Here is a 21,731-nt window from a genome sequence, read left to right on the forward strand (position 1 = left end):
TTGCACGCCGGGGCGAAGAGGACGGTCAGATATCTTTCACCTTGCTGGTTAAAAACAGCGTCACCAGCGAAATCGCGGCGATCGTCCAGTAGACGCTGGCGTGGCCATAGCTCTGCGACAGCGCCCCCTGCATCACGCCGGCGAGGATCACGCCAGTGGAAATACTGTTGGTAAACAGGGTGGTCGCCGCCCCCGCGCGTCCCGGCATTAAATCCTGGAACCACAGCATGCCGATCCCGGCGATTATGCCGATAAAAATGGCGTTGAACAGCTGCAGGGCCAGCAGCGCCGTTCGGGCATGAAACAGGATCAGCCCCAGATAAAACAGCACACCGGCCGCCACCGCCGCTACCATCATTTTACGTTTACCAAAGCGCTTCACGTAGTAGCCGGCGAGGATCATCGCCGGAATCTCCAGGCCGGCGGCGGTGCCCATCAGGATCCCGGCCAGACTGTCGGGAAGCCCGAGATCGCTGCTGATCCACAGCGGCATATCAATGATATACATGGTGTTGCAGGTCCACATCAGGGTGGAGGCGATAAACAGCATCCGCACATTCTTGTCCTGCCAGCCGCCGGCCTGCGCCAGCGCCTCCGCCTCTTCCGAGGGCTGTTCCACGCGCGGAACCGAGGGCAGTTTGACCGCAATCAGCGCCAGGCTGATCGCAAAGATGCCCGCCGCAATAGAGAACATGGTGGTAAAGCCATAGTTGAGCGCCAGCATAAAGGCCAGCGGCGGGCCAATCACCCACGCCAGAGACAGCTGGGCACGCATGACCGAGCTGAACATCACCACTTCCCGCGCCGAGCTGTCGGCATATTCCCGCGCCAGGGCAAAGAGCTGAGGCATGGCGGCGTTAGCGATGGATGCCAGCATCACCCCACAGGTGATCAGCGTCAGATAGTGGCGGTTGAAGGCAAACAGCAGCGCATTGCCTACCGCCATCAGACAGCAGAACATAATTAACCGCCGCCGGTCGCCGCGGCTATCGGAGCGCTTGGCCAGCGCCAGGCTCACCAGGATCCCGGCTATCGCATTCACGGTGTAGAACAGGCCCACCCAGAACGGCTGCGCCCCCACTTCGCGGCTGAGAAACAAACTCAACGTCGGCGCCTGCAATGCGCCCGCCACGCCCATCATAAAAGCAACCAGCATAAAGGCGGCATAGACGCCGTTTAGCCGTCGTCCCATCGTCATCAACCACAGCATGAAATGTCCTTAACACACGCGAAGTAAACGAAAAAAGCCAGCAGAGGCTTTCTGCTGGCGGGTGATTCTATACTCTGTGGATTTCACGTTGCAGGACAAACGGTTAACCGTTTTGCGCAGCGCTTACGCTGGCTCCGAAAGGGTGAGTCCCGTAGGGGCGATTCACGCGGCCAGAACATAGGGCTCTGGGAGCATCGACAGCGATAGACCCGGGCAAGCGCGCGCACCTGCAGCTTGAAAAACGACGAGTATAACACCAATACTCAGTCACACATGATGTCTGCAAGTCAATGATCAGAGGTCTTTGACGTCACTCCCCACTGCATCAGTTCGCCCAGGATTTCCTGCTGTCGTCCTGCCATCAGGCGGGCCAGCCAGGACGCTTCCTGCGTCGCAGAAAAGTAGCGCTGGTAGAACGATTTTGCGGTAGACCTCATCATATTCACCTCCTCGCTTCATCGGGATTCATTATTGGCTTAATATGGGGAGTAATAAATTGCTGAGTTTTGCGCAGGAGTTCCCCTTTTATGTCTTCCGGCCGTCTGCAACAACAGTTCATCCGTCTATGGCAGTGCTGCGACGGCAAGTCGCAGGAGACCACCCTCAACGAGCTGGCGGAAATGCTGAGCTGCTCGCGCCGCCACATGCGCACCTTGCTCAATATGATGGAGTCCCGCGGCTGGCTGACCTGGAAGGCGGAGGCTGGCCGCGGAAAACGCTCGCGGCTGACCTTTCTCTATACCGGCCTCGCCCTGCAGCAGCAGCGTGCCGAAGATCTGCTTGAACAGGATCGCATCGATCAGCTGGTGCAGCTGGTCGGCGATAAAGCCGCCGTCCGTCAGATGCTGGTCTCGCATCTCGGGCGCAGCTTCCGCCAGGGGCGGCACATCCTGCGCGTGCTCTACTACCGGCCGATGAAGAATTTACTGCCCGGCAGCGCGCTGCGACGTTCGGAAACCCATATCGCCCGGCAAATATTCAGCGCGCTGACGCGGGTAAATGAGGAAAATGGGGAACTGGAAGCTGATATTGCCCACCACTGGCAGCAGTTGACGCCCACCCACTGGCGCTTTTTCCTCCGGCCAGGCATCCATTTTCACCATGGCCGTGAGCTGGAGATGAGCGATGTGATCGCTTCTCTGCAGCGCAGCAATGCCCTGCCGCTCTATTCGCATATCGAACGCATCGAGTCGCCCACCGCCTGGACCCTGGATATTCATCTGCGCCAGCCCGACCGCTGGCTGCCCTGGCTGCTGGGCCAGGTGCCAGCGATGGTGCTGCCGCAGGAGTGGCAGACCATGAACCACTTTTCTTCGATGCCGGTCGGCACCGGCCCGTATGCCGTGGTGCGTAACAATCAGAACCAGCTCAAGATCCACGCCTTTGAGGACTATTTTGGCTACCGGGCGCTGATCGATGAGGTGAACGTCTGGGTGCTACCGGAAATTAGCGAAGAGCCCAACGGCGGCCTGACGCTGCAGGGCAATACCGAAAGCGAAAAAGCGGTGGAGAGTCGTCTGGAAGAGGGGTGCTACTACCTGCTGTTTGACTCGCGAAGCCCGCTGGGCGCCAACGAGGCGGTGCGCCGCTGGTTAAGCTATTTGTTCCAGCCCGCGAACCTGCTCTACCACGCGGGCGAACACTACCAGGGCAACTGGTTTCCCGCCTACGGCCTGCTGCCGCGCTGGCATCACGCCAGCAATCACGCCAGCGACAAGCCGGCGGGGCTGGAGACGGTCACCCTCACCTATTACCGCGATCACGTCGAACACCGGGTGATCGGCGGGATCATGCGCGACCTGCTGGCCGCGCATCAGGTGAAGCTGGAGATCCAGGAGCTGGAGTACGATGCCTGGCATCGCGGCGAGGTAGTCAGCGATATCTGGCTCAACAGCGTTAACTTCACCTTGCCAATCGAATTCTCGCTATTCGCCTATCTGTACGAAGTCCCGCTGATTCAGCGCTGCATCCCCATCGACTGGCAGGAAGACGCCAGCCGCTGGCGCGCGGGAGAGTTTAATCCGGCCACCTGGAGTCAGCGTCTGCTGGCCAGCCAGCATATCGTGCCGCTGATCCATCACTGGCTGATGATTCAGGGCCAGCGCAGTATGCGCGGCGTGCGGATGAACACCCTCGGCTGGTTCGATTTTAAATCCGCATGGTTTGCGCCGCCGGAGCCGTAAGCCTTTCCGTCATCTGACAAAATCATTACACTAAGGCCGTTCTCAACGGGGTGCTAATAAACATACGCAATATCATTCAAGTTGCATCAAGGCAGCAAGCGGGTGAATCCCCTGGAGCATAGATAACTATGTGACTGGGGTGAACGCGCGAAGCTAACGCAGATGCGGCTTGAAGGATGAAGCGTATGGGCTGAGAAAATACCCGTCGAACCTGATCCGGATAACGCCGGCGAAGGGATTTGAGGCTCACTCAAAATCCTTTGCCCCCCCTTTTTTCTGAGGTGCAAAGTGTTGAAAAAATTACTCCCGCTGCTGGCGCTGGTCGCCATGCCCGCTCTGGCGAAGCCTGTCCTCACTGTCTATACCTATGACTCCTTCTCTGCCGACTGGGGCCCCGGCCCGGCGGTCAAAAAAGCGTTTGAAGCGGACTGCGGCTGCGAGCTGAAGTTCGTCGCGCTGGAAGATGGCGTTTCGCTACTGAATCGCCTGCGCATGGAAGGCAAAAACAGCAAGGCCGACGTCGTGCTTGGCCTTGATAACAACCTGCTGGAAGCCGCGGCGCAGAGTAAACTGTTTGCCAAAAGCAACGTACCCGCCAGCGCGGTCAGCGTGCCGGGCGGCTGGGATAACGACACCTTTGTCCCCTACGATTACGGCTATTTCGCCTTCGTCTATGACAAAAACAAACTGGCCAACCCGCCGAAGAGCCTGAAAGAGCTGGTCGAGAGCCCGCAAAAATGGCGGGTCATCTATGAAGATCCGCGCACCAGCACCCCGGGGCTGGGGCTGCTGCTGTGGATGCAAAAGGTCTATGGCGATAAAGCGCCCGAGGCCTGGCAGAAGCTGGCGGCGAAAACCGTTACCGTCACCAAGGGCTGGAGCGAAGCCTACGGTCTGTTCCTGAAAGGGGAAAGCGACCTGGTCTTGAGCTACACCACCTCGCCGGCCTACCACATGATTGAAGAGAAGAAAGACCACTATGCGGCGGCGAACTTCGCCGAAGGCCACTATCTGCAGGTCGAAGTTGCCGCCCGCACCGCCGCCAGCAAGCAGCCGGAACTGGCGGAAAAATTCCTCAAATTCATGGTCTCGCCTGGCTTCCAGAACGCCATCCCCACCGGCAACTGGATGTATCCGGTGACCCAGGTCGCGCTGCCGGCCGGTTTTGCAAGCCTGGTAAAACCGCAGACCACGCTGACGTTTACCCCGCAGCAGGTCGCCAGCGAGCGTCAGACCTGGATTAGCGCATGGCAACGCGCCGTCAGCCGCTAAACCTGAGCGGGCTGCTGCCGGGCCTGTTCGCCGCTACGCTGCTCTGCGCCGTCGCGCTGGCGGCGTTTCTGGCGCTGTGGTTCAGCGCCCCCGGCGCGGGCTGGCGGACGGTCTTCAGCGATAGCTACCTCTGGCATGTGGTGCGCTTCTCCTTCTGGCAGGCGTCGCTGTCAGCGCTGCTCTCGGTGGGGCCGGCTATCTTTCTCGCCCGCGCGCTTTATCGGCGTCGCTTCCCCGGCCGCACGTTGCTGCTGCGTCTGTGCGCGATGACCCTGATCCTGCCGGTGCTGGTGGCGGTGTTCGGCATCCTCAGCGTCTATGGCCGCCAGGGCTGGCTGGCCTCGCTGTTTCACACTTTCGGCTGGCAGTGGGATTTCTCACCTTACGGCCTGCAGGGCATCCTGTTGGCGCACGTCTTTTTCAATATGCCGATGGCCACCCGCCTGCTGCTGCAGGCGCTGGAGAACATTCCCGGCGAGCAGCGGCAAATTGCCGCCCAGCTTGGCATGCGCGGCTATGCCTTCTTCCGCCTCGTCGAATGGCCATGGATGCGCCGGCACATTCCCGCCGTCGCCGCGCTGATTTTTATGCTCTGCTTTGCCAGCTTCGCCACCGTGCTGTCGCTGGGCGGCGGCCCGAAGGCCACCACGATTGAGCTGGCTATCTACCAGGCGCTGAGCTTTGACTACGATCCGGCGCGAGCGGCAATGCTGGCGTTGATTCAGATGCTCTGCTGCCTCGGGCTGGTGCTGCTCAGCCAGCGCCTCAGTAAAGCGGTGGCTATCGGCGTCAGCCATGTCCGCGGCTGGCGTGACCCTGACGATCGCCTGCATAGCCGGCTGAGCGATGGGTTGCTGATCGGCGCCGCCCTGCTGCTGCTGCTGCCGCCGCTGCTGGCGGTCATCGTCGACGGGGTCAACCGCAATATGCTGGACGTGCTGGCGCAGCCCGCCCTCTGGCAGGCATTAACGACTTCCCTGCGCATCGCCATCGCCGCCGGGCTGTTGAGCGTGACCCTGACAATGATGCTGCTATGGAGCAGTCGCGAGCTGCGCGCCCGTCAGCGGCCGCTGGCTGGGCAGGCGATGGAGCTGAGCGGCATGCTGATCCTTGCCATGCCGGGCATCGTGCTGGCTACCGGCTTCTTTCTGCTGCTCAATAACAGCATCGGCCTGCCGGAGTCCGCCGACGGCATCGTCATCTTTACCAACGCTCTGATGGCGATCCCCTACGCGCTTAAAGTACTGGAAAACCCGATGCGCGACATTGCCGTCCGCTACAATATGCTGTGCCAGTCGCTGGGGATCGAAGGCCTGACGCGACTGCGGGTCATCGAACTTCGCGCGCTCCGGCGCCCCCTAGCCCAGGCGTTAGCCTTCGCCTGCGTGCTGTCGATTGGCGACTTCGGCGTGGTGGCGCTGTTCGGCAACGAGGCGTTCCGCACCCTGCCTTTCTATCTCTACCAGCAGATAGGCGCCTACCGCAGCCAGGACGGCGCCGTCACCGCTCTGCTTCTGCTGCTGCTCTGTTTCTTATTATTTACGCTGATTGAAAAACTTCCGGGGCGTGATGCTAAAACTCAATGATGTGACCTGGCTGTACCAGCATCTGCCGATGCGCTTTACTCTCGACGTCGCGCGCGGCGAGCGCATCGCGGTGCTCGGCCCCAGCGGCGCCGGAAAGAGCACCCTGCTGAATCTGATCGCCGGTTTTCTGCCGCCCGCCAGCGGCAGCCTGCAGATTAACGGCGAGACGCATCACGCGACGCCGCCGGCGCAGCGTCCGGTCTCGATGCTGTTCCAGGAGAATAACCTGTTTAACCATCTGACCATTCGGCAGAATATCAGCCTCGGGATCCACCCTGGCCTGAAACTGAGCCGCGAACAGCAGCATAAAGTCACGGCGATTGCCGCCCAGATGGGAATTGATGCCCTGCTTGACCGCCTGCCGGGAGCGCTCTCCGGCGGTCAACGGCAGCGCGCGGCGCTGGCCCGCTGTCTGGTGCGCCAGCAGCCGGTGCTGCTGCTGGATGAACCCTTCTCGGCGCTCGACCCGGCGCTGCGTCAGGAGATGCTGGCGCTGGTGGCGGATGTCTGTGAACAGCAGCAGCTCACCCTGCTGATGGTTTCGCACAGCGTGGAAGATGCCGCGCGCATCGCGCCGCGCTCGATTGTGGTCGCCGAAGGGCGCATTGTCTGGGATGGCGCTACCGCCGAGCTGTTAAGCGGCCGCAGCAGCGCCTCGCATCTGATGGGGATCAGCGCGCGATAACCTTGTGCAGGATCGCCAGATAGACCGGCATCAGCGGATGGCGGAAGACAAATGTTAACGCCGTTGCCGCCAGCGCGACCATACACGGCGCCAGCCACAGCAGACGCCCGCGCGGCAGCCAGCGGGACAGCCGATCGCCAGACGTTTTCGCGCTCCGCCACAGCCGCCAGCACAGCCACCCCGCCAGCCAGGCCAGCAGCGCCGCCCCCAGCAGCAGCCATTGAAAGCTGGCGCTGTTTTCATCGGCCGGAATATCAATCGCCGCGCCGGCGAGAATCCCCGGCAGGAAATAGAGCGGCGGCCAGAGCAGGCAGCCGATAATATTCGGGAGCACGAATTTGGCCACCGGCAGGTCGAGCATCCCGGCGACCATCGGCACCAGCGGACGCGTCGGCCCGACAAAGCGGCCAATCAGGATGGTGAGCATGCTGTGCTGGTGCAGCGCATGCTCGGTTTTTTCCAGCAGGGCGCGGTTTTTCTTCATGAACGACCAGCGGTGCAGCGGCTTTTTAAAGCGCCAGCCGAGCCAGAATGAGATCCAGTCTCCCAGCAGACAGCCCACGATCCCCGCCAGCCACGCCTGCCAGAAATTAACCTCACCGCCGCCAATCAGCGCCCCAAGGCCGGCCATCATCACCGTTCCGGGTAAAATAAGCCCCACCAGCGCCAGCGACTCGAGAAAGGCCACTAGCATCACGGCTAACAACGAGTAGACCGTGGATTGGGTAATAAAGTGTTCGAGCAATGCTTGCATAATGTACCCGGTTAAAAAACGAAGCCCGGATTCTCCGAAGCCATCGCGCCATCGTCAAGCCAACAATTGTCTTAATAGTTTACTGGCTGTGACATTTAAGCGGGTCATCATTTCACTTTCTTTACTTTTTATTCACATCCCGCGCGGAATTCGCTCGGGCTGGCGCCGGTGCATTTTTTGAACACGCGGGAAAAATAGAGCTGATCTTCAAAGCCGACGTTGCGCCCGACGGTGGCGATCGGCATCCGCGTGGTGCTCAGCAACAGTTTGGCCTGGCTGATGCGCTGGTCTTCACGCCAGCCGAGCACGCTGATCCCCAACTGCTGGCGGAACAGGTGCGACAGACGCGAGGGCGACAGGCAGACGTGCTGGGCGACGCTGGCGATATCAAAATGGCTGTCCGCCAGATGGTCGCTGATGTACTGGCAGGCGTCGCGCACCCGGTTATCCAGCGGCGGATGCAGCGATTCGTTGATCGCCTCCATCCGCCGCAGCAGGAGCTGTTCCAGCAGATTAATCGCCAGCAGTTCGGAATAGCGCCCCGCCCCCTGTCCGGCATCGACTATCTGGCCGAACAGCTCGCCAAAGCGCGCCTGCCACTGCTCGTCCGGACGGAAAAAGCCGGTCTGGGCGAAGATGGTCGGCCAGTTGAGCCACTCGTGCCAGTAGGCGCGCGGGCGGAAGTAGACCCACTGGTGATACCACTCGCTGGCGTCGGGATGGCGGCCGTAGTGATGGATCTCCCCCGGCGGGAACAGCAGCATATCGCCCGGCCGGCAGACAAACTGCTCGCCGTGGTTGTTGATCACCCCCTCGCCGCGGATCGTCAGGTTGAGGATATAGCCTTTCATACCCAGCGGGCGGTCGATAAAAAAATCCAGGTATCCCTGCGCCTCAATCGGCGTCAGACCGGTGACCAGATGAGCGTTAAAAGAGTAGCCCGGCAGCAGCGGATCGTTTTGCGTTTCGGCCATACGCGTGGTTCTCCCCGAAGGTATTAGTGACACCAATTGTCCATATTCATCATTTTATCGCTCTCGGCCCTGTCACGACTGCGACGGCAGTGGGAATTTCGCTAAAAAGCCGCACAGCAAGCGAAAAAAGCGCCAGCGGCGTGCATTCCACCGTGATATGCCGGGTAACAAAAGTGTCTATAAATACGACAGGAAAGTCCACATCGAATATTTGCACGGCGTCACACTTTGCGAGGTGACAGCAAAATAATCCATAAGATTAGCGAATCCGGCCTGACGGATTTTGCCGGGGATATCTACTGTTGCTGCATGAATGATTTCTGCATGGAGTAACAAGATGGCAATTGCGATTGGCCTCGACTTTGGTAGTGACTCAGTCCGCGCCCTGGCGGTGGAATGCGCCTCCGGCGCAGAACTGGCGGCAAGCGTGGAGTGGTATCCGCGCTGGCGGGAAGGACAGTATTGCGATGGCGCTAACAACCGGTTCCGCCACCACCCGCGAGATTACATCGAGTCCATGGAAGCGGCGCTGAAAAGCGTACTTGCCTCCCTGAGCGCCGAACAGCGCGCCGACGTCGTGGGCATTGGCGTCGACAGCACCGGCTCAACCCCGGCTCCCGTTGATGCCGAGGGCAACGTGCTGGCGCTGCGCGAAGAATTCGCTGACAACCCTAACGCCATGTTTGTCCTGTGGAAGGATCACACCGCGGTCGAGGAAGCCGAGGCGATCACCCGCCTGTGCCACCAGCCGGGCAAAGAGGATTACTCGCGCTATATTGGCGGGATCTACTCCAGCGAATGGTTCTGGGCCAAAATCCTCCACGTCACCCGGGAAGATAGCGCCGTCGCCCAGGCAGCCGCCTCGTGGGTGGAGCTTTGCGACTGGGTACCCGCCCTGCTCTCCGGCACCACCCGTCCGCAGGATCTGCGCCGCGGCCGCTGCAGCGCCGGGCATAAATCCCTGTGGCATGAGAGCTGGGGCGGTCTGCCGCCGGCCAGCTTCTTCGATGAGCTTGATCCCATCATTAACCAGCATCTGGCCTGGCCGCTGTTCACCGAGACCTGGACGGCCGATGTGCCGGTCGGCACGCTGAGCGCAGAGTGGGCCCAGCGCCTGGGCCTGTCGCAGACCGTGGCCATCTCCGGCGGCGCCTTCGACTGCCATATGGGCGCCGTGGGCGCCGGCGCACAGCCTAACGCGCTGGTGAAAGTCATCGGCACCTCCACCTGCGACATTCTGATTGCCGATAAAGAGAGCGTCGGCGACCGCACGGTCAAAGGCATCTGCGGCCAGGTCGACGGCAGCGTGGTGCCGCACTTTATCGGTATGGAGGCAGGCCAGTCCGCCTTCGGCGATATTTACGCCTGGTTCGGTCGCATTCTCGGCTGGCCGCTGGAGCAGCTAGCCCAGCAGCAGCCAGCGTTGCGGGAGCAAATCAAAGCCAGCCAAAAACAGTTACTGCCGGCGCTCACCGAAGCCTGGGCCAACAATCCATCGCTGGAGCATCTGCCGGTGGTGCTTGACTGGTTCAACGGCCGCCGCACGCCGAACGCCAACCAGCGCCTGAAAGGGGTGATCACCGACCTTAACCTGGCCACCGACGCGCCGGCGCTGTTCGGCGGTCTGATCGCCGCCACCGCCTTCGGCGCCCGCGCCATTATGGAGTGCTTCACCGAGCAGGGGATCCCGGTTAACAACGTCATGGCGCTTGGCGGTATCGCGCGGAAAAACCAGGTCATCATGCAGGCCTGCTGCGACGTGCTGAACCGTCCGCTGCAGATTGTCGCCTCCGATCAGTGCTGCGCGCTGGGGGCGGCTATCTTCGCCGCCGTCGCCGCCGGCGTCTATGAGGATATTCCAGCCGCCCAGCAGCGGATGGCAAGCCAGGTGGAAACCACCCTGCAGCCGCGCCCGGCGCAGGCACAGCGTTTCGAACAACTCTATCAGCGCTACCAACAGTGGTCGGTCAGCGCCGAACAACACTATCTCCCTTCGGCTGCAAAGGCGGAAAAAGCCCCGCAATCTCAGGCAGCGCTCACCCATTAAGGATACGAAAATGACGATTTTTGATAACTATGAAATATGGTTCGTTATTGGCAGCCAACATCTGTACGGCCCGGAAGCCCTGCGCCAGGTGACGAAGCATGCCGAACATGTGGTGAACAGCCTGAATGCGGAAGCCAAACTGCCGTGCAAACTGGTCCTTAAGCCGCTGGGCACCACCCCGGACGAGATCACCCACATCTGCCGCGACGCTAACTACGATGACAAATGCGCCGGGTTAGTGGTCTGGCTGCACACCTTCTCGCCGGCAAAAATGTGGATCAACGGCCTGACCATTCTCAACAAGCCGCTGCTACAGTTCCATACGCAGTACAATGCCGCGCTGCCCTGGGACAGCATCGATATGGACTTTATGAACCTGAACCAGACCGCGCACGGCGGCCGCGAGTTCGGCTTCATCGGCGCCCGTATGCGCCAGCAGCACAGCGTGGTGACCGGCCACTGGCAGGATAAAGAGGCCCACCAGCGCATCGGCGGCTGGATGCGCCAGGCGGTCTCCAGACAGGATACCCGTCATCTTAAAGTGTGCCGTTTCGGCGATAACATGCGCGAAGTGGCGGTGACCGACGGCGATAAAGTCGCGGCGCAGATCAAGTTTGGCTTCTCGGTGAACACCTGGGCGGTCGGCGATCTGGTGCAAGTGGTCAACAGCGTCAGCGACGGCGATATCAGCGCCCTGGTCGATGAATACGAGAGCAGCTATCGTCTGACCCCGGCGGCGCAGGTTCACGGCGACAAGCGTCAGAACGTGCTGGACGCCGCGCGCATTGAGCTGGGGATGAAACGCTTCCTCGAACAGGGCGGTTTCCACGCCTTTACCACCACCTTTGAAGATCTCCACGGCCTGAAACAGCTCCCGGGGCTCGCCGTACAGCGCCTGATGCAGCAGGGCTACGGCTTTGCCGGCGAGGGCGACTGGAAAACCGCCGCTCTGCTTCGCATCATGAAGGTGATGTCAACTGGTCTGCAGGGCGGCACCTCCTTTATGGAGGATTACACCTACCACTTCGACAACGGCAACGATCTGGTGCTCGGCTCGCACATGCTGGAAGTGTGCCCGACGATCGCCACCGCCGAGAAACCGATCCTCGACGTCCAGCCGCTGGGCATCGGCGGCAAAGCGGATCCGGCGCGCCTGATCTTCAATACTCAGACCGGCCCGGCGATTGTCGCCAGCCTGATCGACCTGGGAGACCGCTTCCGTCTGCTGGTCAATACCATCGAAACCGTCCCGACCCCGCACGACCTGCCGAAGCTGCCTGTGGCCAACGCCCTGTGGAAAGCGCAGCCGGATCTGCGTACCGCTTCGGAAGCCTGGATCATCGCCGGCGGCGCGCACCATACCGTCTTCAGCCATGCGCTGAACCTCGACGATATGCGCCAGTTCGCCGAACTGAATGATATCGAGCTGACGGTCATCGACAACGACACCCGTCTGCCGGCCTTCAAAGACGCGCTGCGCTGGAATGAAGTCTATTACGGTTCAAAACGCTAAGAGGTCGCCCCCTCACCCTCCCCTCTCCCCGCCGGGGAGAGGGTACCGGCCTGGCGCGATGCCGCCTTTCTCCCTCTCCCGCCAGGAGAGGGTCGGGGTGAGGGATACCCGACTCGCCTGCTATTCGGAGCACACTATGTTAGAAGATCTTAAAAGCCAGGTGCTGGAAGCCAACTTAGCGCTGCCGCAGCATAATCTGGTGACCTTAACCTGGGGCAACGTCAGCGCCGTCGACCGCGACCAGGGCGTTCTGGTTATCAAACCCTCCGGCGTGGATTACCGCGTGATGACCGCCGACGATATGGTGGTGGTCAGTCTGGAGAGCGGCGAAGTGGTGGAGGGTAAGAAGAAACCCTCGTCGGATACCCCGACCCATCGCCTGCTGTATCAGGCCTTCCCGACGCTGGGCGGCATTGTGCATACCCATTCGCGCCACGCCACCATCTGGGCGCAGGCCGGTCAAGCTATTCCGGCGACCGGCACCACCCACGCCGACTATTTCTATGGTCCGGTGCCCTGCACCCGGCTGATGACCGATGCGGAGATCAACGGCGAATACGAATGGGAAACCGGCAAGGTGATTGTCGAAACCTTCCGCCAGCGCGAGATCGACCCGGCGCAGATGCCCGGCGTGCTGGTGCATTCCCACGGCCCGTTCGCGTGGGGTAAAAACGCCGAAGACGCGGTGCATAACGCCATCGTGCTGGAAGAGATCGCCTATATGGGCATCTTCTGCCGCCAGCTGGCGCCGCAGCTGCCGGATATGCAGCAGACGCTGCTGGATAAACACTATCTGCGTAAGCATGGGGCCAAAGCCTACTACGGCCAATAATCACCCTGCTCGCGCTGCGTTTAGCAGGGCTCCGGCTCTGCACCGTCTGGCAGACCGGATAAGGCGCAAGCCGAAATCCGGGGCCACCTCAGCGCCGAATACCTGTATAAAATCCCAGCACCCATTGAGAAACCAGGCTATAATCAGGCCTGGTTTTTTATCATCGAGAGCACCCGTGACCCAGCCACGAGCAGGTTTTCTACTCACCCGTCACTGGCGGGACACTCCGCAAGGCACCGAGCTTTCCTTCTGGCTGGCCACCGACGACGGCCCGCTGCAGGTCACGCTGCCGCCGCAGGAGTCCGTCGCCTTTATCCCCGAAGCGCAGCGGGCGCAGGCTGAGCGACTGTTGCAGGGTGAGAAAGGCTTCCGCTTCGCCCCGCTGGCCCTGAAAGATTTCCACCGCCAGCCGGTTGTCGGCCTCTACTGCCGCGCCCATCGTCAACTGATGCGTCTGGAGAAGATGCTCCGCGACAGCGGCGTCACCCTCTATGAGGGCGATATCCGTCCGCCGGAGCGCTACCTGATGGAGCGCTTTATTACCGCCCCGGTGTGGGTGGAAGGCGAAACGCGCGGCCCACAGCTGGTTAACGCGCGCATGAAACCTAATCCTGACTATCGCCCGCCGCTGAAATGGGTGTCGCTGGATATCGAAACCAGCCGCCACGGCGAGCTGTACTGCATCGGCCTGCAAGGCTGCGGTCAGCGGGTGGTCTACATGCTGGGCCCCGAACCGGAAACGCCGCCAGACGTCGATTTCGATCTGGTCTACGTCGCCAGTCGCCCCCTGCTGCTGGAAAAACTCAACGCCTGGTTTGCCGATCACGACCCCGACGTGCTGATCGGCTGGAACGTGGTGCAGTTCGATCTGCGCGTCCTGCAAAAGCATGCCGAACGCTACCGCATCCCGCTAAGGCTCGGCCGCGGCAACAGCGAGCTGGAGTGGCGCGAGCACGGTTTTAAGAACGGCGTCTTCTTCGCCCAGGCCCACGGCCGGCTGATTATTGACGGCATCGACGCGCTGAAATCGGCGTTCTGGAATTTCTCCTCCTTTTCGCTGGAGGCGGTGGCCCGCGAGCTGCTGGGCGAAGGCAAAGCCATCGACAACCCATGGGATCGGATGGACGAGATCGATCGCCGCTTCCATGAAGATAAACCGGCGCTGGCCATCTATAACCTACAGGACTGCGAGCTGGTGACGCGGATCTTCCACAAAACGGAGATCATGCCATTTCTGCTCGAGCGGGCGACGGTCAACGGCCTGCCCGCCGATCGCCACGGCGGCTCGGTCGCCGCCTTCAGTCACCTCTATTTTCCGCGCATGCACCGCCTGGGCTACGTGGCGCCGAACCTCGGCGACGTGCCGCCCCAGGCGAGCCCCGGCGGCTATGTGATGGACTCCCGCCCCGGCCTGTATGACTCGGTGCTGGTGCTGGACTACAAGAGCCTGTATCCGTCGATCATTCGCACCTTTTTAATCGATCCGGTCGGCCTGGTGGAGGGCCTGGCGCAGCCCGATGACCAGCACAGCGTTGAGGGCTTCCTCGGCGCCCGCTTCTCGCGAGACAAGCACTGCCTGCCGGGGATTGTCAGCCAGATCTGGCACGGCCGCGATGAAGCCAAGCGCCAGCACAATAAGCCGCTCTCCCAGGCGCTGAAGATCATCATGAACGCTTTTTACGGCGTGCTGGGCACCAGCGCCTGCCGCTTCTTCGACCCACGTCTCGCCTCGTCGATCACCATGCGCGGCCACGCGATCATGCGTCAGACTAAAGCGTTAATTGAAGCCAATGGTTATGACGTCATCTACGGCGATACCGACTCCACCTTCGTCTGGCTTAAGCGCCCGCACAGCGAAGCGCAGGCGGCGGAGATCGGCCGGACGCTGGTGAACGACGTCAACGCCTGGTGGGCGCAGGAGCTTGGCAAACTCCAGCTAACCAGCGCCCTGGAGCTGGAATACGAAACCCACTTCTGCCGCTTTTTGATGCCGACGATCCGCGGCGCCGATACCGGCAGCAAGAAGCGTTACGCCGGAATGATTCAGGAGGGCGACGGCCAGCGCATGGTTTTCAAGGGTCTGGAAACAGTGCGCACCGACTGGACGCCGCTGGCCCAGCAGTTTCAGCAGGAGCTGTACCTGCGCATCTTTCGCAACCAGCCCTATCAGGATTATGTGCGGGAGACTATCGCCAGGCTGATGAACGGCGAGCTCGATGAGCAGCTGGTTTATCGCAAACGCCTGCGTCGGCCGCTGGCGGAGTATCAGCGCAACGTGCCGCCGCATGTGCGCGCCGCGAGGCTTGCCGATGAGCACAACCTGAAGCGGGGTCGGGCGCAGCAGTATCAGCAACGCGGCACCATCAAATACGTCTGGACCACCGGCGGTCCGGAACCGGTGGATTATCAGCAGTCGCCACTCGATTACGACCACTATTTGTCAAAGCAGCTGCAGCCGGTGGCGGAAGGGATCCTGCCCTTCGTCAACGACGACTTTGCTACAATAGTGACAGGACAGCTGGGGCTATTTTGATTTTTTCTCACCCATTCCGCGGGCGCAGAAGCCTGAAAATGAACCGTGAGGAGGACGTGACGAACGTTCTGCCATCCAGTAATATAGCGCCCTTTCCATTCCTGGCCCCAATTTTGACGCATCTCCGGTTGTACATGGAGATGATCAACTATTGCCTGCAATTAAAGAACTAAAGAGCCGAACATATATGCCTTTTACACTTGGTCAACGCTGGATTAGCGACACAGAGAGCGAACTAGGATTAGGGACGGTGGTAGCGCTGGATGCGCGCATGGTCACTCTCCTTTTCCCCGCCATCGGCGAAAACCGTCTGTACTCACGCAACGATTCTCCGATCACTCGCGTGATGTTTAACCCGGGCGACACCATTACCAGCCACGAAGGCTGGCAGCTCCACGTTGACAAAGTGCATGAAGAGAACGGGCTGCTGTCCTACACTGGCACCCGCCTCGATACCCAGGAAGCGAACGTCACCCTGCGTGAAGTGCTGCTCGACAGCAAACTGGTGTTCAGCAAGCCGCAGGACCGCCTGTTCGCCGGCCAAATCGACCGCATGGACCGCTTTGCCCTGCGCTACCGCGCGCGCAAGTTCCAGAGCGAGCAGTACCGCATGCCGTGGAGCGGCCTGCGCGGCCAACGCACCAGCCTGATCCCGCATCAGCTGAACATCGCCCACGACGTGGGCCGTCGTCACGCGCCACGCGTCCTGCTGGCCGATGAAGTGGGCTTAGGTAAAACCATCGAAGCCGGGATGATCCTGCACCAGCAGCTGCTCTCCGGCGCCGCCGAGCGCGTACTGATCGTGGTCCCGGAAACCCTTCAGCACCAGTGGCTGGTGGAGATGCTGCGCCGCTTCAACCTGCGCTTCTCGCTGTTTGACGACGAGCGCTACGCCGAAGCGCAGCATGACGCCTACAACCCGTTCGAAACCGAACAGTTGGTGATCTGCTCTTTAGACTTCGTGCGCCGCAGCAAGCAGCGCCTGGAGCACCTGTGCGACGCCGAGTGGGACCTGATGGTGGTCGATGAAGCGCACCACCTGGTGTGGAGCGAAGAGGCGCCGAGCCGCGAATATCAAGCCATTGAACAGCTGGCCGAGCGCGTGCCGGGCATTCTGCTGCTGACCGCGACGCCGGAACAGCTGGGGATGGAGAGCCACTTTGCGCGCCTGCGCCTGCTGGATCCGAACCGCTTCCACGATTTCGCGCAGTTTGTCGAAGAACAGCAGAACTACCGTCCGGTGGCCGACGCTGTCGCTCTGCTGCTGGCGGGCAACAAGCTGAGCGATAGCGAACTCAATACCCTCGGCGATCTAATCGGCGAGCAGGATATCGAGCCGCTGCTGCAGGCCGCCAACAGCGATCGCGAAGACGCTCAGGCCGCGCGCCAGGAGCTGGTCTCGATGCTGATGGACCGCCACGGCACCAGCCGCGTGCTGTTCCGTAACACCCGTAACGGCGTCAAAGGTTTCCCGAAACGCGAGCTGCACACCATTCGCCTGCCGCTGCCGACCCAGTACCAGACCGCCATCAAAGTATCCGGCATCATGGGCGCCCGCAAAACCGCGGAAGAGCGCGCGCGCGACATGCTCTACCCGGAGCAGATCTATCAGGAATTTGAAGGCGATACCGGCACCTGGTGGAACTTTGACCCGCGCGTCGAGTGGCTGATGGGCTACCTGACCAGCCATCGCTCGCAGAAGGTACTGGTGATTTGCGCCAAAGCCGCCACCGCGCTCCAGCTGGAGCAGGTGCTGCGCGAGCGCGAAGGTATCCGCGCCGCCGTGTTCCATGAAGGGATGTCGATTATCGAACGCGACCGCGCCGCGGCGTGGTTTGCTGAAGAAGACACCGGCGCCCAGGTGCTGCTGTGCTCCGAGATCGGCTCCGAAGGACGCAACTTCCAGTTCGCCAGCAACCTGGTGATGTTCGATCTGCCGTTTAACCCGGATCTGCTGGAGCAGCGTATCGGCCGTCTCGACCGTATCGGCCAGGCGCACGATATCCAGATCCACGTCCCGTACCTGGAAAAGACCGCGCAGTCGGTGCTGGTGCGCTGGTATCACGAAGGCCTCGACGCCTTTGAACATACCTGCCCGACCGGACGGACCGTCTACGACAGCGTCCATGACGAGCTGATCAACTACCTTGCGGCGCCGGAATCCACCGACGGCTTTGACGATCTGATCAAATCCTGCCGCCAGCAGCATGACGCTCTGAAAGCGCAGCTGGAGCAGGGCCGCGACCGTCTGCTGGAGATCCACTCCAACGGCGGCGAGAAAGCCCAGGCCCTGGCGGAGAGCATCGAAGAGCAGGATGACGACACCAGCCTGATCGCCTTCTCGATGAACCTGTTCGATATCGTCGGCATCAACCAGGACGACCGCGGGGAAAACCTGATCGTCCTCACCCCTTCCGACCATATGCTGGTGCCGGATTTCCCGGGCCTGCCGGAGGACGGTTGCACCATCACCTTCGAGCGTGACGTGGCGCTGTCCCGTGAAGACGCGCAGTTCATCACCTGGGAACACCCGCTGATCCGCAACGGCCTCGACCTGATCCTCTCCGGCGATACCGGCAGCAGTACTATTTCCCTGCTGAAGAACAAGGCGCTGCCGGTCGGCACTCTGCTGCTGGAGCTGATCTACGTGGTCGAAGCGCAGGCGCCGAAGCAGCTGCAGCTCAACCGCTTCCTGCCGGCGACCCCGGTTCGCATGCTGCTGGATAAAAACGGCAACAACCTCGCCGGCCAGGTGGAGTTTGAAAGCTTCAACCGCCAGCTGAGCGCGGTCAATCGCCACACCGGCAGCAAGCTGGTCAACGCGGTGCAGCAGGACGTTCATGCCATTCTGCAGCAGGGCGAAGCGCAGATCGCCAAGGCGGCGCAGGGGCTGATCGACGCGGCGCGTAGTGAAGCCGACGATAAGCTGACGGCGGAGCTCTCCCGTCTGGAAGCGCTGAAGGCGGTCAACCCGAACATCCGTGACGACGAACTGGCGGCGATTGAAAGCAACCGCCAGCAGGTGCTGGAGGCGCTGGGACAGGCCGGATGGCGTCTGGACGCGCTGCGTCTGATCGTCGTCACTCACCAGTAACGGAACGCGAAATGGCGATGGAAAACTACAATCCGCCGCAGGATCCCTGGCTGGTGATCCTGTATCAGGATGAGCACATCATGGTGGTCAACAAGCCGAGCGGCTTGTTGTCCGTGCCGGGTCGTCTTGATGAGCATAAAGACAGCGTGATGACGCGCATTCAGCGCGACTTCCCGCAGGCCGAATCGGTGCATCGCCTTGATATGGCCACCAGCGGCGTGATTGTGGTGGCGCTGAATAAGGCGGCCGAGCGCGAACTGAAGCGCCAGTTCCGCGAGCGCGAGCCGAAGAAGCAGTACATCGCCCGCGTCTGGGGCCATCCGCAGCCGGCGGAGGGCCTGGTGGATTTACCGCTGATTTGCGACTGGCCGAACCGGCCAAAGCAGAAGGTGTGTTATGAAACCGGCAAAGCGGCGCAGACCGAGTATGAGGTGCTGGAGTACGCGGAAGATAATACCGCCCGCGTGCGCCTGAAGCCAATTACCGGACGGTCACACCAGCTGCGCGTGCATATGCTGGCGCTGGGACATCCGATCCTTGGCGACCGCTTTTACGCCACGCCGGAGGCGCTGGCGATGGCCCCGCGCCTGCTGCTTCACGCCGAGACGCTCACCATCACCCACCCCGCCTACGGCAACGCGATGACCTTCCGCGCGCCGCTCGACTTTTAGGACCTCCCCGGCAGCGCTCTGCTGCCGGGGAATGCTAAGCCATTAATCGCGGGCAAACCACGCGTCAATCATCTGCTCAACGCGGGCAACGACGAGATCGGTGTCGTGACGACGGCTACGCGCGCAGGCGTGCGCCGGCTCATCGCACAGCAGGCAGCGGCGCTGCGACTCGCCCAGCGACTGGCGTCCCACCTGCCCGCTCTGCGGACAGATCACATCGATATCCCACAAGCGTCCCAGCGGATGGCTCTGCTCCAGCGTACTGCACATCGCTTTGATTTCGCTGGCCGGATGCGCCACGCACCACAGCGCTTCAGGCCCGGTCGGCAGCCACAGCACCTGACGATCCAGCGTTTGCCAGCGGTGCTTCCAAAGCAGCTGATCGCAGGCCTGGAGGGCTACGCCCATCATGTTGCGATAGCGAATGCTGTCCTTCACCGCCCCGGGGGTCACCAGGGTCAGGGAAATAACAGGCTGCTGATAATGGGCCAACCAGTCGGCCTGGCGGGCTGCACGCTGCTCTTTCGCCGCCAGCAATGCGTCGATGCTGACGCCCGCCTGGGCGGGAGTATCCACTGACATTAATTCCTCTCCTACATATGATAAATGCGACAGCGCCTGGACTGTCATAATGATGGTTGCGATAGCCGATCGCGCGCTGATTGTAACGCTAAATGCGGAGCATTTAGGATACAGAACGCAGATATTTTCGGCGTTCTGTAGCGGAAAATAGCAGTTTTATCGCTGAGCGTAGCGTTATATCACGCCAGATAGTGGCTGAGGAACAGCAACCCCAGAGAGACATTTATCGCCCCGCCAATCCGGGTAGCGATCTGCGCGAACGGCATCAGGCTCATGCGGTTACCAGCGGTCAGGATCGCCACATCGCCGGTGCCGCCCTGCCCGCTCTGGCAACAGGAGACAATCGCCACATCGATCGGGTGCATCCCTATCTTTTTACCGACCAGGAAACCGGTCGCCACCAGCGCGGAGACGGTGCTGACGATCACCAGCAGATTGGTGAAAGTGAAGGCGTTCACCAGCTCCTGCCACGGGGTGATCGCCACACCGACGGCAAAGAGGATCGGGTAGGTGACCGCGGTGCGGAAGAATTTATACACCATCTGCGATCCCTCCTGCAGGCGCGGAGACACCACATTAGCCAGCTTTAACAGCACCGCGAGAAACAGCATGCCCACCGGCGCCGGCAGACCAATCAGTTTGTGGCCGAGCATCCCCATCATATACAGCAGTACCGCCAGCAGCGCGCCGGAGGCCAGCGTCCCGACATCGGTTTTACCGTTCATGCCTTCACTCTCGCCGAGGCTGCGGGTTTCATGGCTGCGGTTCGGCATCAGTTGCCCTTCGCCGGTCAGATGCGGGAAGCGCTTGCCGAGCTGGTTGAGGCAGCCGGAGATGACGATCGCCGTCAGGCTGCCGAGCATCACCATCGGCAACACCCGGCCCAGGGCAACCCCCTGCTCCATATGCATCAGCGCGGCATAGCCCATCGACAGCGGGATCGCCCCTTCCCCCACGCCGCCGGCCATGATCGGCAGCACGATAAAGAAGAACACCTGAAACGGCTCCATGCCCAGCAGCGTGCCAACGCCGATGCCCACCAGCATGCCGACCACCTCGCCGCACAGCATTGGGAAGAAGATCTTCAGGAAGCCCTGAATCAGGGTGGTGCGGTTCATACTCATGATGCTGCCGACGATAATGCAGCAGATATAGAGATAGAGGATGTTGGTGGATTTATAGAATTTGGTGGTGGATTCCACGACCACGTCTGGCAGCAGGCCGTAATGGACCAGCGCGGAAGGAATAAAAGTGGCGCAGATCGCCGCCGCGCCGAGTTTCCCCAGCACCGGCAGGCGTTTACCAAACTCGCCGCAGGCGAAGCCAAAGAAAGCCAGAGTGGCCACCATCACCACGATATCGCTCGGCAGTTTACCGCCAAGGCAGTCGAGGGCAATCAGCCCCCCGGCCAGCAAAAACAGCGGCAGCGGGACGATCCCTACCTTCCAGTTATCCATGATGTGCCACCAGCGCTGCCGGAGCGTGACTTTCGGCGTATTGATCGGTTCAAGGGTTGCAGAGAATGCATTGTCTGTCGTGCTCATAAATTCAGCCCTGTCGTTATTATTCATTTTCAGCGTAAAGGGACAGCGGCGTCGTTAATGTGAAGCTCCCCGAATTAAAAAAGAAGTTTTAATGGTCACTATGGTTTTTATGGTTTCTATTCGTGGATCCGCGCAGGGGTGATATATCTCTGATTTATTATCGTGGTTTTTATGGTTTTTATGGTTTTTATTTCCCATCACGCCTTATATCCACCGCAACCGCTGGCGGCAGCCCGCGCCTGCGCCGCTGA

The 21,731-nt window shown here is 61.0% G+C and carries 16 protein-coding genes; 10 read left to right on the forward strand and 6 right to left on the reverse strand.

The window, feature by feature from the left end; genetic code table 11:
* Window positions 1–25: 25 nt before the first annotated feature.
* Both ACQUTI_RS16275 and sgrT read right to left on the reverse strand, forming a co-directional pair.
* Window positions 26–1,210, reverse strand: a complete 1,185-nt coding sequence (locus ACQUTI_RS16275) for a sugar efflux transporter (RefSeq protein WP_004204311.1) — start codon at window positions 1,208–1,210, stop codon at window positions 26–28.
* 287 nt (window positions 1,211–1,497) lie between these two features.
* Window positions 1,498–1,650: a glucose uptake inhibitor SgrT gene (gene sgrT / locus ACQUTI_RS16280; RefSeq protein ID WP_004204309.1), complete on the reverse strand. Its 153-nt coding sequence runs from the start codon at window positions 1,648–1,650 to the stop codon at window positions 1,498–1,500.
* An 87-nt stretch (window positions 1,651–1,737) separates the two neighbouring features.
* Between sgrT and sgrR the strand changes: the two genes are divergently transcribed.
* From sgrR to thiQ, 4 genes are all read left to right on the forward strand, one after another.
* A complete protein-coding gene (gene sgrR, locus ACQUTI_RS16285) occupies window positions 1,738–3,393 on the forward strand; it encodes an HTH-type transcriptional regulator SgrR (RefSeq protein WP_004204307.1) in 1,656 nt (551 codons plus the stop codon).
* A 288-nt stretch (window positions 3,394–3,681) separates the two neighbouring features.
* Window positions 3,682–4,665 (forward strand): thiamine ABC transporter substrate binding subunit, encoded by a 984-nt coding sequence (gene thiB / locus ACQUTI_RS16290; RefSeq protein ID WP_004204306.1) that lies wholly within the window; start codon window positions 3,682–3,684, stop codon window positions 4,663–4,665.
* The gene (gene thiP / locus ACQUTI_RS16295; RefSeq protein WP_004204304.1) at window positions 4,641–6,251 is read left to right on the forward strand and encodes a thiamine/thiamine pyrophosphate ABC transporter permease ThiP; all 1,611 of its coding nucleotides are present in this window, start codon (window positions 4,641–4,643) and stop codon (window positions 6,249–6,251) included. Before thiB ends, thiP begins: the two co-directional genes overlap by 25 nt.
* Complete coding sequence (gene thiQ, locus ACQUTI_RS16300; protein WP_017901198.1) at window positions 6,235–6,936, forward strand: thiamine ABC transporter ATP-binding protein ThiQ; 702 nt, start codon at window positions 6,235–6,237, stop codon at window positions 6,934–6,936. Before thiP ends, thiQ begins: the two co-directional genes overlap by 17 nt.
* On the opposite strand, the gene ACQUTI_RS16305 is transcribed toward thiQ, so the two are convergent.
* The gene (locus tag ACQUTI_RS16305) at window positions 6,923–7,690 is read right to left on the reverse strand and encodes a DedA family protein (RefSeq protein ID WP_087833114.1); all 768 of its coding nucleotides are present in this window, start codon (window positions 7,688–7,690) and stop codon (window positions 6,923–6,925) included. The two genes, thiQ and ACQUTI_RS16305, sit on opposite strands and share 14 nt — an antisense overlap.
* Before the next feature lie 128 nt (window positions 7,691–7,818).
* On the reverse strand, window positions 7,819–8,664 hold the full coding sequence (gene araC, locus ACQUTI_RS16310) for an arabinose operon transcriptional regulator AraC (RefSeq protein WP_004204301.1): 846 nt from the start codon (window positions 8,662–8,664) through the stop codon (window positions 7,819–7,821).
* A 337-nt stretch (window positions 8,665–9,001) separates the two neighbouring features.
* On the opposite strand from araC, the gene araB reads away from it, so the two are divergent.
* From araB to rluA, 6 genes are all read left to right on the forward strand, one after another.
* On the forward strand, window positions 9,002–10,711 hold the full coding sequence (gene araB, locus ACQUTI_RS16315; protein WP_064183584.1) for a ribulokinase: 1,710 nt from the start codon (window positions 9,002–9,004) through the stop codon (window positions 10,709–10,711).
* A gap of 10 nt (window positions 10,712–10,721) precedes the next feature.
* Window positions 10,722–12,224, forward strand: a complete 1,503-nt coding sequence (araA, locus tag ACQUTI_RS16320) for an L-arabinose isomerase (RefSeq protein ID WP_004204297.1) — start codon at window positions 10,722–10,724, stop codon at window positions 12,222–12,224.
* Window positions 12,225–12,360: 136 nt separating this feature from the next.
* A complete protein-coding gene (araD, locus tag ACQUTI_RS16325; RefSeq protein WP_049004281.1) occupies window positions 12,361–13,056 on the forward strand; it encodes an L-ribulose-5-phosphate 4-epimerase in 696 nt (231 codons plus the stop codon).
* A gap of 175 nt (window positions 13,057–13,231) precedes the next feature.
* Window positions 13,232–15,589, forward strand: a complete 2,358-nt coding sequence (gene polB / locus ACQUTI_RS16330) for a DNA polymerase II (RefSeq protein WP_053810770.1) — start codon at window positions 13,232–13,234, stop codon at window positions 15,587–15,589.
* Window positions 15,590–15,776: 187 nt separating this feature from the next.
* Window positions 15,777–18,683: an RNA polymerase-associated protein RapA gene (gene rapA, locus ACQUTI_RS16335; RefSeq protein ID WP_017901204.1), complete on the forward strand. Its 2,907-nt coding sequence runs from the start codon at window positions 15,777–15,779 to the stop codon at window positions 18,681–18,683.
* 11 nt (window positions 18,684–18,694) lie between these two features.
* Window positions 18,695–19,354 (forward strand): bifunctional tRNA pseudouridine(32) synthase/23S rRNA pseudouridine(746) synthase RluA, encoded by a 660-nt coding sequence (gene rluA / locus ACQUTI_RS16340; RefSeq protein ID WP_004204288.1) that lies wholly within the window; start codon window positions 18,695–18,697, stop codon window positions 19,352–19,354.
* 42 nt (window positions 19,355–19,396) lie between these two features.
* On the opposite strand, the gene citX is transcribed toward rluA, so the two are convergent.
* Window positions 19,397–19,936, reverse strand: coding sequence for a citrate lyase holo-[acyl-carrier protein] synthase (gene citX, locus ACQUTI_RS16345; protein WP_004204286.1), 540 nt, complete (start codon window positions 19,934–19,936; stop codon window positions 19,397–19,399).
* 179 nt (window positions 19,937–20,115) lie between these two features.
* Window positions 20,116–21,480, reverse strand: coding sequence for a 2-hydroxycarboxylate transporter family protein (locus ACQUTI_RS16350; protein ID WP_428923321.1), 1,365 nt, complete (start codon window positions 21,478–21,480; stop codon window positions 20,116–20,118).
* Window positions 21,481–21,731: the final 251 nt, after the last annotated feature.

It is taken from the genome of Klebsiella sp. 7-CIP_Kleb., from assembly GCF_050378655.1.
Lineage (GTDB): Bacteria > Pseudomonadota > Gammaproteobacteria > Enterobacterales > Enterobacteriaceae > Klebsiella > Klebsiella quasipneumoniae.